The organism is Lactobacillus sp. UMNPBX4 (assembly GCF_002554115.1).
Taxonomy (GTDB): Bacteria; Bacillota; Bacilli; order Lactobacillales; family Lactobacillaceae; genus Lactobacillus; species Lactobacillus gallinarum.
In genome coordinates, this window is sequence record NZ_PCZF01000001.1 from 54,569 (window position 1) to 69,008 (window position 14,440).

At 36.8% G+C, this 14,440-nt stretch carries 19 protein-coding genes, 1 other RNA gene, 1 pseudogene and 1 other annotated feature; all 21 genes and pseudogenes read left to right on the plus strand.

Features of this window, described 5'->3' with window-relative positions:
- Nucleotides 1-30: 30 nt before the first annotated feature.
- The 21 genes and pseudogenes from nusG to tmk all read left to right on the plus strand — a co-directional run bounded on the left by nusG (nucleotide 31) and on the right by tmk (nucleotide 14,431).
- Nucleotides 31-588, plus strand: a complete 558-nt coding sequence (nusG, locus tag CP355_RS00345; RefSeq protein WP_087175979.1) for a transcription termination/antitermination protein NusG — start codon at nucleotides 31-33, stop codon at nucleotides 586-588.
- Nucleotides 589-715: 127 nt separating this feature from the next.
- Complete coding sequence (gene rplK, locus CP355_RS00350; protein ID WP_013853556.1) at nucleotides 716-1,141, plus strand: 50S ribosomal protein L11; 426 nt, start codon at nucleotides 716-718, stop codon at nucleotides 1,139-1,141.
- Nucleotides 1,142-1,223: 82 nt separating this feature from the next.
- Complete coding sequence (gene rplA, locus CP355_RS00355) at nucleotides 1,224-1,916, plus strand: 50S ribosomal protein L1 (RefSeq protein ID WP_056945458.1); 693 nt, start codon at nucleotides 1,224-1,226, stop codon at nucleotides 1,914-1,916.
- A 175-nt stretch (nucleotides 1,917-2,091) separates the two neighbouring features.
- Nucleotides 2,092-2,958 (plus strand): phosphate ABC transporter substrate-binding protein, encoded by an 867-nt coding sequence (locus tag CP355_RS00360; protein WP_098043653.1) that lies wholly within the window; start codon nucleotides 2,092-2,094, stop codon nucleotides 2,956-2,958.
- A 3-nt stretch (nucleotides 2,959-2,961) separates the two neighbouring features.
- The gene (pstC, locus tag CP355_RS00365) at nucleotides 2,962-3,957 is read left to right on the plus strand and encodes a phosphate ABC transporter permease subunit PstC (RefSeq protein ID WP_025005224.1); all 996 of its coding nucleotides are present in this window, start codon (nucleotides 2,962-2,964) and stop codon (nucleotides 3,955-3,957) included.
- A 2-nt stretch (nucleotides 3,958-3,959) separates the two neighbouring features.
- Nucleotides 3,960-4,847 (plus strand): phosphate ABC transporter permease PstA, encoded by an 888-nt coding sequence (pstA, locus tag CP355_RS00370; RefSeq protein WP_098043654.1) that lies wholly within the window; start codon nucleotides 3,960-3,962, stop codon nucleotides 4,845-4,847.
- Between the two features lie 10 nt (nucleotides 4,848-4,857).
- Nucleotides 4,858-5,655: a phosphate ABC transporter ATP-binding protein PstB gene (gene pstB / locus CP355_RS00375; protein WP_098043655.1), complete on the plus strand. Its 798-nt coding sequence runs from the start codon at nucleotides 4,858-4,860 to the stop codon at nucleotides 5,653-5,655.
- Nucleotide 5,656: 1 nt separating this feature from the next.
- Nucleotides 5,657-6,412: a phosphate ABC transporter ATP-binding protein PstB gene (gene pstB / locus CP355_RS00380; RefSeq protein WP_087235488.1), complete on the plus strand. Its 756-nt coding sequence runs from the start codon at nucleotides 5,657-5,659 to the stop codon at nucleotides 6,410-6,412.
- Between the two features lie 18 nt (nucleotides 6,413-6,430).
- Nucleotides 6,431-7,108 (plus strand): phosphate signaling complex protein PhoU, encoded by a 678-nt coding sequence (gene phoU / locus CP355_RS00385; protein WP_087363207.1) that lies wholly within the window; start codon nucleotides 6,431-6,433, stop codon nucleotides 7,106-7,108.
- A 55-nt stretch (nucleotides 7,109-7,163) separates the two neighbouring features.
- Nucleotides 7,164-7,280 (plus strand): annotated as a pseudogene (locus CP355_RS10445) (permease); the annotation flags it as partial.
- A 97-nt stretch (nucleotides 7,281-7,377) separates the two neighbouring features.
- Nucleotides 7,378-7,499: a sequence feature (ribosomal protein L10 leader region), on the plus strand.
- Between the two features lie 43 nt (nucleotides 7,500-7,542).
- On the plus strand, nucleotides 7,543-8,055 hold the full coding sequence (rplJ, locus tag CP355_RS00395) for a 50S ribosomal protein L10 (RefSeq protein WP_098043656.1): 513 nt from the start codon (nucleotides 7,543-7,545) through the stop codon (nucleotides 8,053-8,055).
- 51 nt (nucleotides 8,056-8,106) lie between these two features.
- Complete coding sequence (gene rplL / locus CP355_RS00400; RefSeq protein ID WP_003625909.1) at nucleotides 8,107-8,469, plus strand: 50S ribosomal protein L7/L12; 363 nt, start codon at nucleotides 8,107-8,109, stop codon at nucleotides 8,467-8,469.
- A 75-nt stretch (nucleotides 8,470-8,544) separates the two neighbouring features.
- Nucleotides 8,545-9,390, plus strand: a complete 846-nt coding sequence (locus CP355_RS00405; RefSeq protein WP_087175983.1) for an ion transporter — start codon at nucleotides 8,545-8,547, stop codon at nucleotides 9,388-9,390.
- 1 nt (nucleotide 9,391) lies between these two features.
- Complete coding sequence (locus CP355_RS00410; RefSeq protein ID WP_087175984.1) at nucleotides 9,392-10,021, plus strand: class I SAM-dependent methyltransferase; 630 nt, start codon at nucleotides 9,392-9,394, stop codon at nucleotides 10,019-10,021.
- Complete coding sequence (gene tadA, locus CP355_RS00415; RefSeq protein ID WP_087363205.1) at nucleotides 10,011-10,517, plus strand: tRNA adenosine(34) deaminase TadA; 507 nt, start codon at nucleotides 10,011-10,013, stop codon at nucleotides 10,515-10,517. Before CP355_RS00410 ends, tadA begins: the two co-directional genes overlap by 11 nt.
- Before the next feature lie 42 nt (nucleotides 10,518-10,559).
- Nucleotides 10,560-10,659: signal recognition particle sRNA small type (gene ffs, locus CP355_RS00420), an RNA gene on the plus strand.
- 53 nt (nucleotides 10,660-10,712) lie between these two features.
- Nucleotides 10,713-12,500: a DNA polymerase III subunit gamma/tau gene (gene dnaX / locus CP355_RS00425; protein WP_098036691.1), complete on the plus strand. Its 1,788-nt coding sequence runs from the start codon at nucleotides 10,713-10,715 to the stop codon at nucleotides 12,498-12,500.
- Nucleotides 12,501-12,514: 14 nt separating this feature from the next.
- On the plus strand, nucleotides 12,515-12,850 hold the full coding sequence (locus CP355_RS00430; RefSeq protein ID WP_003625916.1) for a YbaB/EbfC family nucleoid-associated protein: 336 nt from the start codon (nucleotides 12,515-12,517) through the stop codon (nucleotides 12,848-12,850).
- Nucleotides 12,851-13,450, plus strand: coding sequence for a recombination mediator RecR (recR, locus tag CP355_RS00435; RefSeq protein WP_025005216.1), 600 nt, complete (start codon nucleotides 12,851-12,853; stop codon nucleotides 13,448-13,450).
- Complete coding sequence (locus tag CP355_RS00440; protein ID WP_025005215.1) at nucleotides 13,450-13,689, plus strand: YaaL family protein; 240 nt, start codon at nucleotides 13,450-13,452, stop codon at nucleotides 13,687-13,689. Before recR ends, CP355_RS00440 begins: the two co-directional genes overlap by 1 nt.
- A 103-nt stretch (nucleotides 13,690-13,792) precedes the next feature.
- The gene (gene tmk / locus CP355_RS00445) at nucleotides 13,793-14,431 is read left to right on the plus strand and encodes a dTMP kinase (RefSeq protein ID WP_098036693.1); all 639 of its coding nucleotides are present in this window, start codon (nucleotides 13,793-13,795) and stop codon (nucleotides 14,429-14,431) included.
- Nucleotides 14,432-14,440 lie beyond the last annotated feature (9 nt).

Sequence of the window (14,440 nt, forward strand, 5' to 3'; positions counted from 1 at the left end):
TTTGTTTACCCAAAAACAAGGAGAAGAATTATGGTCGAAACTGCAAAAAAGCAATGGTACGTTTTACATACTTATTCTGGCTATGAAGACAAGGTTAAGTCAGATTTACTTTCTCGTGCTCAAAGCATGGGGATGCAAGATTATATCTTTCGTGTAATGGTTCCCGAAGAAGAAAAAGTCGAAACTGTTCGCGGTAAGAAACAAGAAATTGAAGAAAAGATTTTCCCAGGTTATGTTTTAGTCGAAATGGTTATGACCGACGAAAGTTGGTTTATCGTTAGAAATACCCCTAACGTAACTGGCTTTGTTGGTTCACACGGTGGTGGTTCAAAACCTTCACCACTTCTTCCTGAAGAAATAGAACGTCTTCTTAGAAATCAAGGCCAACCTGCTAAGAAGCCAACTGAAAACTTTGAAATTGGTGAATCAGTAACTATTATTGAAGGTGCATTTAATGGCATGGTAGGTAAGATTACTGATATTCAACCTGATAAATACAAGTTATATGTTTCAGTTGATATGTTTGGTCGTGCTACTACTGCTGAACTTGATTACGATCAAGTTAAAAAGCTAGATGTAAACGAATAACTATAAATTTTAGTTGTAATTGTAGCTAAACGATGTTATTCTAATACGGTACGTTTATTATTGTGGGAGGAGAAAAAAGGAAAATTCTCCATTTTAACCGCATCACGGAATCAAGGAGGTTTTGACCGTGGCAAAGAAAGTTATTAACGTAGTTAAGTTACAAATCCCAGCTGGTGCTGCTACCCCAGCTCCTCCAGTTGGTCCTGCTTTGGGTCAAGCTGGTATTAACATTGTTGGTTTTACTAAGGACTTCAATGCTAGAACTGCTGACCAAAAGGGCATGATTATCCCTGTAGTTATTACAGTATATGAAGATCGTTCATTCGAATTCATTACTAAGACTCCACCAGCACCAGTGCTTTTAAAGCAAGCTGCTAAGATCAAGAAGGCTTCAGGTGAACCTAACACCAAGAAGGTTGGTAAGGTAACCAAGGATCAAGTCAAGGAAATTGCTGAGACTAAGATGAAAGACCTTAACGCTGCTGATATTGAAGCTGCTATGCGCATGGTTGAAGGTACCGCTAGAAGTATGGGTATCGAAGTCGAAGACTAATCCTGTTAATTTTATTTAGTTAACACTTTAGGTGGGAGAGTTAGAGAAGCTCGTTTGACCACATATACAAGGAGGAAATCACATGCCAAAGCATGGTAAGAAATATTTAGATGCTGCCAAGAAGGTAGACTCAAATAAATTATACTCAGTAGCAGAAGCTATGAAACTTGTTAAGGAAACTTCATACGCTAACTTCGACGCTACAATTGATGTAGCTTACAACTTAAGCGTAGATCCTAAGCAAGCAGATCAACAAATTCGTGGTTCACTTGTTTTGCCAAATGGTACTGGTAAGACTCAAACCGTTGTAGTATTTGCTGAAGGTCCACAAGCTGATCAAGCTAAGGCTGCAGGTGCTGACTTTGTTGGTTCAGATGATTTAGTACAAAAGATCCAAGACGGTTGGTTGGACTTTGACGTTGTAGTTGCAACCCCAATGATGATGGCTAAGGTAGGTCGTTTGGGTCGTATCCTTGGACCTAAGGGCTTAATGCCAAACCCTAAGACTGGTACTGTAACTATGGACATCGAAAAGGCTGTTAAGAACGTTAAGGCAGGTCAAGTAGAATACCGTGTTGACCGTCAAGCAGCTATTCATACTCCAATTGGTAAGGTTTCATTCACTGAAGATCAATTAGTTGAAAACTTTGATGCTTTACGTGATGTTATCTTACGTGCACGTCCAGCTTCAGCTAAGGGTCAATACATCAAGAGTGTTGCTGTTTCAGCTACTTTTGGCCCTGGTATCAAGCTTGATCCATTAAACTTGGACTAATTTAAAAACTGATTAATAAAAGGTCTCGCACATGCGAGACTTTTTTTGTGCTTAAGAAAAACTTAACTTAATTAGAGCTGGGTAAGCGCTAGACGTGATTGACCTAGCATTTTTTTACATGGTATCATTAATTGTCTATATGAAATCGTATTCTATTTACTTAAGGAAAGTGTTAATGAAAAAACATTCTATTGGAAAAATATTAATTTTAGTGTTGTTGATGTTAGCCTGTGTAACTGGATGTGCTAAAGATAATTCTAAAATTACAATTGTTGGTTCTAGTGCATTACAGCTTCTAGCAGAGCAAGCTGGTAATGATTATCGGTTGACCCATCCAAGCAGCAACATTGTTGTTCAAGGTGGTGGATCAGGCACTGGATTGAGCCAAGTACAAGCTGGTGCTGTTCAGATTGGAACCTCTGATGTTTTTGCAGAGACTAAAAAGGGAATCGATGCAAAGAAGCTTAAAGACTATAAAGTCGCAGTTGTTGGTATTGTACCAATTGTAAATAAAGGCGTCGGTGTTAAGAATGTCTCTATGAAACAACTACGACAAATTTTTACCGGTAAGCTAACTAATTGGAAACAACTTGGTGGAAAGAACGTTCCAATTATTGTCGTTAATCGTTCTAAAGGCAGTGGTACCAGAGACTCTTTTGAAGACATTGTTTTACATAAGCAAAAAGCTATTAAGTCTCAAGAGCAGGATTCAAATGGTGCGGTTAAAAAAATCGTTGATACGACGCCTGGAACAATTAGCTACATATCTTTCCCATATGCTAATGGTGACAATATTCAAAAACTTAGTATCGATGGTGTTAAGCCAACTAATAAGAACATTACTACTAATAAGTGGCAATTATGGGCTTATCAGCATATGTATACTAAAGGCGAACCAGACAAGAAGACAAAGGCATTTATTAAGTATATGTTAGGTAAAAAGGTACAACATGATCTTGTACCTAAAATCGGTTATTTGAGTATTGATGATATGAAAGTAACTCGAGATGGTGATAATCGAGTTATCAAAGTAGGAAAATAATTTATGAATGATAAAGATAAATTAAAAGAAGTAGTTGATCAAGCTATTGCTGATCAGCAGGTCCCACACGTTAAATTAAAAAAGATGGGTCCGAGTAGCGTTGATATTGAGAAATTAACTAAGCCTTCTAAAGAAACTCATCAAGAGTATTGGGGTAAAGGATTAACTTATTTTGCTATTGGATTAATTATAGTATTAGTTGTATCCATTATTGGCTTTGTAGGTTATCACGGCCTCGCAACTTTTATTGATAATCATGTAAATGTCTTTCATTTCTTGACCTCAACTGATTGGGATCCTGGTGAAGGAAAGAATCACGTCGGTGCTGCAGTAATGATCGTTACTTCGTTTGCGGTAACGCTTTTAGCAGCTCTTGTAGCTACACCATTTGCGGTAGCCATTGCGCTCTACATGACAGAATACTCCTCTAAAAAAGGTGCTTCATTTTTACAATCAGTAACAGAATTATTGGTTGGTATTCCATCAGTTGTTTATGGTTTTTTAGGATTAACGATCATTATTCCTGTAATCAGAACATTATTTGGTGGAACAGGTTTTGGTATTTTAGCAGCTACTTTAGTTTTATTCGTCATGGTTTTACCAACTATTACTTCTTTAACTGTAGATAGTCTAAAAGCCGTACCTAGTCATTTCCGAAAAGCATCAATGGCATTAGGTGCAACTCATTGGCAAACTATTTACCATGTTGTCTTGCGTGTAGCAACTCCTAGAATTTTGACAGCGGTAATTTTTGGTATGGCTAGAGCATTTGGTGAAGCATTAGCCGTACAGATGGTTATTGGTAATGCAGTTCTTATGCCATACAATTTGGTTAGTCCATCCGCAACTTTGACTAGTCAATTGACCAGTCAAATGGGAAATACCGTTATGGGGACATTGCCTAACAATGCATTATGGTCATTAGCATTATTGCTTTTGATTATGTCATTAGTATTTAACTTCCTAGTTAAGTTAATTGGAAAGAGAGGCCAGAAATAAAGATGGATGCAAAAAAGAAAGATAAATTAGCAACCGCTGTTATCTACATCTTAGTTGGAATCGTTGTATTAATTCTGGCTGGTATTTTAGGTAATATTTTAATTACTGGTGTTCCTCATTTATCATGGCATTTCTTATCCTCAGAGGCTTCATCTTATCAAGCTGGTGGAGGGGTGCGAGATCAATTATTTAATTCATTATATCTATTGGTCTTAACTACTATTATTTCATTGCCAATCGCCTTAGGAGCAGCAATTTATCTGGCTGAATATGCTAAAGACAATTGGGTGACTAATTTAATTAGAACTACTATCCAAATTTTAAGCTCCTTGCCGTCAATCGTTGTGGGTTTATTTGGTTACTTACTGTTCGTAGTGCAATTTGGTTTAGGCTTTTCAATTATCTCTGGTGCGTTGGCCTTAACCTTCTTCAATTTGCCAATTTTAACCAGCAATATCGAAGAAGCCATTAAGGGCGTGCCACAAGAACAACGCGAAGCAGGATTAGCTTTAGGCTTATCTAATTGGAAAACTATTCGCGGGATCGTCTTGCCAGCTGCCTTGCCGGGTATCTTAACCGGGATTATTTTAAGTGCCGGACGAATTTTTGGTGAAGCCGCTGCCTTGATTTATACGGCTGGTCAAAGTGGTTCTACTATTAACTATGCTGACTGGAATCCTTTTAGTCCGACTAGTCCACTAAATGTGATGCGTCCCGCTGAAACGTTGGCCGTTCACATTTGGAAGGTTAATACTGAGGGAATTATTCCAGATGCAACTATTGTTTCTGCGGCTACATCTGCTTTGCTGGTGATTGTGGTAATTGTGTTTAATTTAGGTGCACGTTATTTGGGTAATAAATTGTACCGCAAGCTAACCGCAGCTAAATAAAGGTGATATGATGCAACAAGAATTAAAACAAAGCTACGTTAAAACTTTTGCCAAGGATGATTTAGAGCTTTCTACAAAGGATCTAAGTGTTTTGTATGGTGGAAAAGTACAAAAGCTTTTTGATGCTAGTTTACAGTTTAAGAAGAATACTATTACGGCCTTAATTGGAGCTTCGGGCTCTGGAAAATCTACTTTTTTACGATCACTTAATCGAATGAATGATCGAGTAGCAACGGTTAATGGCAAAATTTGGTTTCATGGCTTGGATGTGAATAAGTCTAACATTAATGTTTATGAATTAAGAAAAAACATTGGAATGGTCTTCCAGCGTCCCAATCCATTTCCTAAATCAATTAGAGAAAATATTGTCTATGCTTTAAAAGCTGATGGGCAAAATAATAAACAGGAACTGGATAAAATAGTAGAAGAAAGTTTGCGTGCGGCTGCATTATGGGATGAAGTAAAAGATAAACTTGATAAAAGTGCATTGGCACTTTCAGGTGGTCAACAACAGCGTTTGTGTATTGCACGTGCCTTAGCTGTTAAGCCAGAGGTTTTGCTTTTAGATGAGCCAGCTAGTGCACTAGATCCTGTTTCTACTTCAAAGCTAGAAGATACTTTAAAGCAGCTTAGAAGTAAATATACAATGATTATGGTAACTCACAATATGCAGCAAGCATCAAGAATTAGTGATTATACTGCATTCTTCCATTTAGGGCATGTAATTGAATATAATTCCACTGCGGATATTTTTACAAATCCTAAAGGAAAGATTACTGAAGATTATATTCAGGGAAGTTTTGGTTAAAATGACAACAATAATTTCAGCAAAAGATGTACATCTGAGTTACGGTGACTATGAGGCATTGCATGGCATCAATCTTAACTTTCAAGAAAAAGAATTGACTGCCTTGATTGGACCTTCAGGCTGTGGTAAATCAACGTTTTTACGTTGCTTGAACCGGATGAACGATGATATTGAAAATATTAAAATTACCGGTGATATCAAGTTCGAGGGACAAGACATTTATGGTCCTAAAATGGATCTAGTAGCCCTTCGTAAAGAAGTGGGCATGGTCTTCCAGCAGCCAGCACCATTCCCATTTTCTGTTTATGATAATGTGGCCTATGGTCTTAAACTCGCCGGTGTAAAGGATAAAGAATTAATCGATCAACGGGTTGAAGAAAGTCTCAAGCAGGCTGCTATTTGGAAAGAAACCAAGGATAATTTGAAGCGTAATGCGCAAGCCTTTTCCGGTGGTCAGCAGCAGAGAATCTGTATTGCACGTGCCTTAGCGGTTAGACCGAAAGTGGTTTTGCTAGATGAACCAACTAGTGCTTTGGATCCAATTTCAAGTAGCGAGATTGAAGAAACGTTGATGGAATTAAAACGCCAGTATACTTTCATCATGGTGACGCATAACCTGCAGCAAGCTGGGCGAATCTCCGATCAGACTGCCTTCTTAATGAACGGCGACTTGATCGAGGCCGGTCCAACTGAAGAAATGTTTATTGCACCTAAAAAGCAAATTACAAGTGATTACCTTAACGGTCGTTTTGGTTAAAATTTTGAGGTATTAAAGATGCACGAAATATTTTTAGATGAATTAAAGAAATTAAACACGCAATTTATGGAAATGGGTGTTTTTGTAAATGATCAAATCGATCAAGCCACTCGCGCATTTGTTGATCATGATAAACAAACTGCCCAATCTATGATTGATAATGAAGAAAAGATCCCTACTGAATCAATTGATATTCAAAAAAAGGCATTAAAATTGATGGCTTTGCAGCAACCGGTAGCTACCGACTTTAGAGTAGTTATCAGTATCTTGAAGGCAACAACTGATTTGGAGCGAATTGGTGAAAATGCCATGAGCATTGCTCTTGAAACAATTCGCGTGAAGGGTAATCCTCGTATTCCTGAAGTTGAAGAGATCATTTCAAATATGACTCACAATGTTCGTCACATGCTTATTCAAATTTTGACGGCTTACGTACAAGATGATGAAAAGATGGCGCGAGAAGTTGCCAGTCGTGATGGCGTAATTGACCATGATTATGTTAGAGCACGAAAGTTAATTGTTGATGGTATTGAAGATGATCCATCTAGAGCAGTGGCATCATCTAGTTATTTTGTTGTAACTAGATTGTTAGAGCGAATTGGAGATCACATAGTTAATTTAGCTAGCTGGGTTGTTTACAAAACTACTGGTGAACTAGAAGAATTAACGAATCCAAGTGAGACTAAAACCATATAAATTGAAAGAGGAAAGCACAGCTTTTCTCTTTTTTTAATTATTTACGTTATTATTTTACTTTATTTATGTTAAAGAGGGTGCCAGCTCCGTTGCTGTTTCAACTGTCTTCTTTGCAGTAAGTTGTATTTTCTGGATTTGGCTTTTGCCAATTATTGTTGGTGTATTTCACTAATTTATAAAGTAAAAGATAAGATTAACTGCAGTTGATCTTATTTTTTTGACTTATTTTTAATTTACTACTTGTTATTTCGACTTTTGCCTGCTATACTAAATAACTGTAAATTCTACCTAAGACTCGGGTGGCATGACGCCTCAAAATCCCGCCGAGGCCAGAAGATAATGAAGATTTTTATGCTCCATGTCTTTCGGCATGGAGTTTTTGCTTTAAAAAGGCCTTATAGAATTTATCAATGTAATCATGGAGGTGAAATAATTTGAGTAAAGCTGCTATTGCTGAAAAGGAAAAGCTCGTTGATGCATTTGCTGAAGAACTTAAAGCTGCTAAGGCTATCTTGGTAATCAACTACCTTGGTTTAACTGTTGAAGAAGTTACTAACATGCGTAAGGAACTTCGTGATAACGACGTTAAGATGAAGGTTATCAAGAACACCTACTTGAGACGTGCTGCTGCTAAGGCTGGTATTGAAGGTCTTGATAATACTTTCGTAGGCCCAACTGCTGTTATCTACACTGATAACGCTGATGACATTACCGAACCTGCACGCATCGTTTCTAAGTACGAAGATGATTTCGACGTTATCGAAATCAAGGGTGGTATGCTTGAAGGCAAGTTGACTTCTAAGGATGAAATCAAAGAACTTGCTTCAATCCCAGGCCGCGAAGGTTTGCTTTCAATGCTTGTTTCTGTATTGCAAGCTCCTATCCGCGACTTCGCTTATGCTGTTAAGGCTGTTGCTGAATCTAAGGATGAAGACTCAGCTGAATAATAAAGAAATTATATTTAATATCTAAATTCTAATTTTTCGGAGGATACTTAAATGGCTTTAGATACTGATAAGATTATTGAAGAATTAAAGGGTGCTTCAATTCTTGAATTGAACGACCTTGTAAAGGCTATTGAAGACGAATTTGACGTTACTGCTGCTGCTCCAGTTGCTGCTGCAGGTGCTGCAGACGCAGGTGCTGCTAAGTCAGAATTCGACGTTGAATTGACTGAAGCTGGTCAAGAAAAGGTTAAGGTTATTAAGGCAGTTCGTGACATTACTGGTCTTGGCCTTAAGGACTCAAAGGACCTTGTTGATGGTGCTCCTAAGAACGTTAAGGAAGGCGTTTCAGAAGACGAAGCTAACGACATCAAGGCTAAGCTTGAAGAAGTTGGCGCAACTGTAACCCTTAAATAGTTACAGCCCAACTGGGCATTAAGAATAAGCTCTTTGCTATGTGCGAAGAGCTTATTTTTTTGTATAATAAATTTTATGATGATTGGTTTAGATAAAAAATTAACTCCCTATCAATGGGTAATGGCAATTTTGTCTATCATTTCTATTTTTTTAATTATTTTAGATTTTGCTGCTGTCATCAGTATAAATCAGCCAACCAGTAAATGGTTTTGGATAAACTGTGCTATTGTTTTATTTTTTGCAATAGATTATTTTTATCGCTTCTATGAAGCGGATGATAAAAAGCTGTATTTTAAAACCCACATTTATGATTTATTATCTATTATTCCAATAGGATTATTATTTGTGGGGTTAAATATTTTTAATTTATCAGGTTTAGTTTCTGATTTAAGATTGTTAAGATTGATTCGTCTTGCAGGCCTAATGGGAAAATTAAAAATAATTTTTCATACTAACGGTTTGCTGTATGTTGTCTTTTTTACTATTACCTTCTTATTAGTTGGTGCTGAGGCGTTTGCAATTACCGAGCATGTGTCATTAGATACTGCATTTTGGTGGGCTTTATCGACGGCATCAACGGTAGGATATGATGCAATATTTGGAAAAACTATTCCTCCTCATAGCATTGTGGGTAAATTTGTTACACTAGTTATTATGCTGTTAGGAATTGGTATAGTCGGAATGCTTACCTCATCAATTACTTCTTACTTAATGCGTAAAACTAATGGTGCAAATACACTACATACGCATGACGATATTGAATTAGTACTAAAAAAGCTTGATGATCTTGAGAAACAAAACAAAGATTTAGCTGATCAAAATAAGCAAATGCAAGCAGAAATTCAATCTTTAAAAAAGAGACGAGATGAAAATGAAGTAGAAAAATTTAAAGATTTGCTAGAAAAAAGAAAGGAAAAATAGGATGAGTACAGATAAAAATCAAATGTATTTTGCGACAGATCCAACGACTGCGCATGATGAACATGTGATTGATTATCATGTGGATAACATTGATTTGAAATTTACCACTGACGCTGGTGTTTTCTCAAAAATGCGCGTGGATTACGGCTCTGGCGTTTTGATCAAAGCCATGAAAGAAGTGACTTTTCCACAAGAAAATATTTTAGATGTGGGAACAGGATATGGTCCTATTGGATTATTTTCTGCAAAGTTTTGGCCTAGTCAAACTGTCGACATGGTTGATGTTAATGAGCGTGGTTTGAATTTGGCTAAACAGAATGCACAAGTAAATCACATTTCAAACGTAAATATTTATTCCTCTGATTGTTATGCACAGGTGGATAAGAAGTACGGCTTAGTTTTAACCAATCCGCCAATTAGAGCCGGTAAAAAAGTTGTCAGTGACATCATTACCGGTGCGAGCGATCATTTGGTTGATCAGGGCGTACTTTTAGTAGTTATTCAGAAAAAGCAAGGCGAACCTAGTGCACGTAAGTTGATGACTGCTACCTATGGAAATTGTGAGATTCTTACTAGAGATAAGGGATACTATATTTTGAAGTCCGTTAAGAGGGATAATAATGCTGTCTAGCGCTAATAAAAAGAAATATATGGAATTAGCCATAGATCAAGCTAAAGAGGCTGAGAAGCAAGGAGAGGTTCCTATCGGAGCAGTAGTAGTTGATCCCGAAGGAAAAGTAATAGGCACAGGCTATAATAGGCGGGAATTAGACGAAGATGCTACTCAACATGCTGAAATGATTGCTATCAAAGAAGCATGTCATAATTTGGGTATGTGGCGTTTAATCGATTGCAGTTTATTTGTCACGCTGGAGCCTTGTCCAATGTGTGCTGGTGCAATTATTAACTCGCGAATTAAGGATGTCTACTTTGGTGCACTTGATCCAAAAGCTGGAGCTTGTGGATCAGTTGTGGATTTGTTTGAAGTGGAAAAGTTTAATCACCATCCACATAGCATTCGTGGTTTATATCGTGATCAATGTGCTAAAATGCTGAAGGATTTCTTTCGTGCAATTCGAGAAAAACAAAAGGCCGAAAAATTAGCTAAAAAAGCAGAAAATAATTAAATTTTTAGGCTAGAAACTAGAAAAAAATTGCGAAATACGTTATGATACTTTGTGGGCAATGTTTGACCTCTGAATCGTGTCAGGACCGGAAGGTAGCAGCACTAAGGTTGTTCAGGCATGTGCCTTTTATTAGACAATTACAAACTCTTAACTCTTTTAAAGAGTTAGGAGTTTTTTTACTAGGGAAGAGAATTTATGGCTTATCAAGCGCTATATCGTAAATGGCGACCACGGACTTTTGATAGTGTGATTGGCCAAGAGTCAATTACTGATACTCTTAAAAATGCGATTAAAAGAGGCAAAGTATCCCATGCATTTTTATTTGCGGGACCTCGCGGTACAGGTAAAACCTCCTGTGCTAAAATTTTTGCTAAAGCGTTAAACTGTACTAATCTTCAAGATGGCGAACCTTGTAATGAATGTGCTAATTGTATAGCTGCAGATAAAGGTTCAATGCCTGATATTATGGAAATTGATGCGGCTTCTAACAATGGTGTAGATGAAATTCGTGAGATTCGCGATAAGGTAAAATATGCTCCAACAGAAGGAAAATATAAAGTCTACATTATTGACGAAGTTCATATGCTATCAATGGGTGCTTTTAATGCATTGCTTAAGACACTAGAAGAACCACCAGAACACGTTGTGTTTATTTTGGCGACAACCGAATTACAGAAGGTTCCAGCTACTATTATTTCAAGAACGCAACGCTATAACTTTAAACGCATTTCAAAAGATGATCTTGAGAAGAGAATGAAATATATTCTTGATCAGGAGAATATCAAATATGAAGATAAAGCTCTAGCTGTCATTGCACAAGTAGCAGATGGTGGGATGCGGGATGCGCTTAGTATCTTGGATCAGCTGCTTAGCTATGAGAAAGAAAGCGTCAATTATCAAGACGCTTTGGAAATTACAGGCTTTGCTGCAAAGGAAAATATTGAAAAAATATTGTTAGCATTGCTGGAGCAGAATCCAGAATCAGCTTTAAAATTAGCTCAAACTGAATTAGCGCAAGGGGCTAGTTCTAAAAACATTTTGGATGAATTGATTGAGATGGCAACTAAGAGTTTGATGTTGATCAAGGCGGGAGACGACAACCAGAGTACGTTTTTATCTGAAGATTTTGTACAAAAAATTAAGGATATACCTACAAATATATTCTATCGTCTGATTACTTTAGCAAATAAAGCACTGAATGATCTGCGTTACACTAATCAGCAACAAATTCCGCTTGAAGTATTTTTAGTAGAAGCTGGCAGCAAGCAAGAAGAGCAAGTAGCATCATCGACAGCTGCTCCGGTTCAAGCTGCTCCAGCTAAAGTTAATACTAATATGCAAGCAGAACTAGCTGCATTAAAAAAACAGGTAGTAGACTTAACGCAACAAATTAGTAAGCTGTCCAATAAGCCAATGCTGGCTAAGGATCAAGTGTTCCATTTGGATACGGCTGTACCAAAGACGTCTCCTAAAATTACCAAAAAGACAATTGTTAAGGAAGTTAAAAAATCACCAAGAAAAATCAAAAAAACTACAGCAGAAAATCGAAAACAGGTTTATCATGTTCTTGAAAATGCAACCAAAGAAGATCTGACCGCTATTAAGAATGTATGGCCAGATTTACAATCTGTGTTAGAAGTTTCAGAGAAAGCATTATTAGATGTTCTTGAACCTGTGGCTGCTAGTCCAGACCAGGTTGTAATGAAGTGTAAGTATACTTTATGGTTTGAAAATGCTTCAGATGGTGACTTACTGGATAAGTTGACAGATTTGATTGAGAAATTTGCTAAGCATTCATATGGAATTGTGTTAGTCCCAGATGATGATTGGCTTGCTGTGAGAAAAGAATTTGTCGAAAGTCACAAGGAAGAACTGCTTGCTAAGAAAAAGCAACAGATTGAAAATAAAGAATCTAAAGAAAATTCTGAAATAGTGAATAAGGCTAAAGATCTCTTTGGGGATGCTGTAACGATTAAAGATTAAGGAGAAGAATTAAAATGAGTAGAAGACCTAACTTTGGCGGTATGGGCATGGGCGGAATGAACATGCAACAAATGATGAAGCAAGCAAAGAAGCTTCAAGCACAAATGGCCCAAGAACAAGAAAATATTACTGCACAAGAATTTACTGGTAAGTCAGCTGATGATCTTGTAGTAGCTACTTTTACAGGCGATCGTAAGCTTAAAGACATTAAGATCGATAAAGAAGCAATTGATCCAGATGATCCAGATATGCTTCAAGATTTAGTCATTGATGCTGTTAACAAAGGATTATCTCAAATTGATGAAGCAACTCAAGCAAGTTTAGGCAAGTACACGAAAGGTTTGATGTAATTGCAGTATCCATTACCAATAGCTCATTTGATTGATGCTTATATGAGGCTGCCTGGAGTAGGTGAAAAGACTGCCACTCGTTTGGCTTTTTATACAATGGATATGCCAGAAAAGGATGTTGAAGATTTTTCTAAAGCTTTAATTCAAGTGAAGAATGATATTCATCAATGTCCTATTTGTGGAAATATTACTGAAAAAGAAGTTTGTGATATTTGCTCCAATCCTAATCGTGATCAAACTACCATTATGGTTGTTGAACAACCTAAGGATTTGATGGCTTTTGAAGATATGGGTGAATATGATGGTCTTTATCATGTGCTTCACGGTGTTCTTTCTCCAATGGATGGAATTGGACCAGAAGAGATTAATATTAAGTCATTGATTACTCGTTTACAAAAAAATGATGATGTAAAAGAAGTAATTTTAGCTCTTAATTCAACTCCAGAAGGCGAATCAACTGCTATGTATATTAGCAAGTTAATTAAGCCAGCCGGAATTAAGGTTACTCGATTAGCAGCTGGCTTATCTGTGGGCAGTGATATTGAATATGCTAATTCCATTACTTTAAAGCGAGCAGTGCAAGGAAGAACGGCATTATAATGGCTAGAAGAAATAAAAATAAAATTAAAGAACTAGGTGATCAAAAGCTAGTAACTGAAATTGAAAAATTGCAGAATCAACTAGCTTTAGAACAAGATCTAGATCAAAATACTTTGGATTTATCAGATGATAATTATATTCAAGGTAGAATTTTAAAAGCAAAGTATACTTTTTTATATAATGAAGCCCGTCATCGAGGCACAAGATTTAGTGGTATCACTAATGCGATTACGCAGTAAAATTTAAGTCCCATTATGGGACTTTTTTAATTTTATAAATTAAAAATTGCTAGGGCTGTTAATCTATGTGAAACTTCTGTAAAATAGACCTATGGAGGATTTTATGAGAGGTTATTTTGTTAGTTTTGAAGGTCCTGATGGCGCAGGAAAAAGTACAGTTTTAAAAGAGGTTTTGGATAAGATTGGCCCTAAACTTAAGCCACAATATCTTGTGACTCGAGAACCCGGTGGATCAAAAATTGCAGAAAAAATTCGCGATATTATTTTGGATCCAGCAAATGATAAAATGGATGCCAAAACAGAGGCGCTTCTATATGCGGCTGCAAGAAGTCAACACGTAGAAGAAATAATTCGTCCAGCTCTTAGTGAAGGCAAGATTGTCTTTTCAGATCGTTTTGTTGATAGTTCACTAGCATATCAAGGAGAAGGCCGAGATTTAGGGATCAAAGAAGTTAAGCAAATTAATGATTTTGCGACAGGAAAATTAGATCCTGATTTGACTTTCTTTTTGGATATTGCTCCTGAAGTTGGTCTTAATCGAATTCAAAAACTTCGTCCAGGCCAAGAAGACCGGTTAGAACAAGAAAATATGGCTTTTCATAAAAAAGTTTATGCTGGATTTTTAAAAGTGAAGAATTTATATCCAGATCGTTTTGTAACAATTGATGCCAGTCAACCAATTGATGATGTCGTAAATCAAGTAATTGAAACTCTAGAAAAAAGATTGCCAGAGATATTTTAAGGATTGATT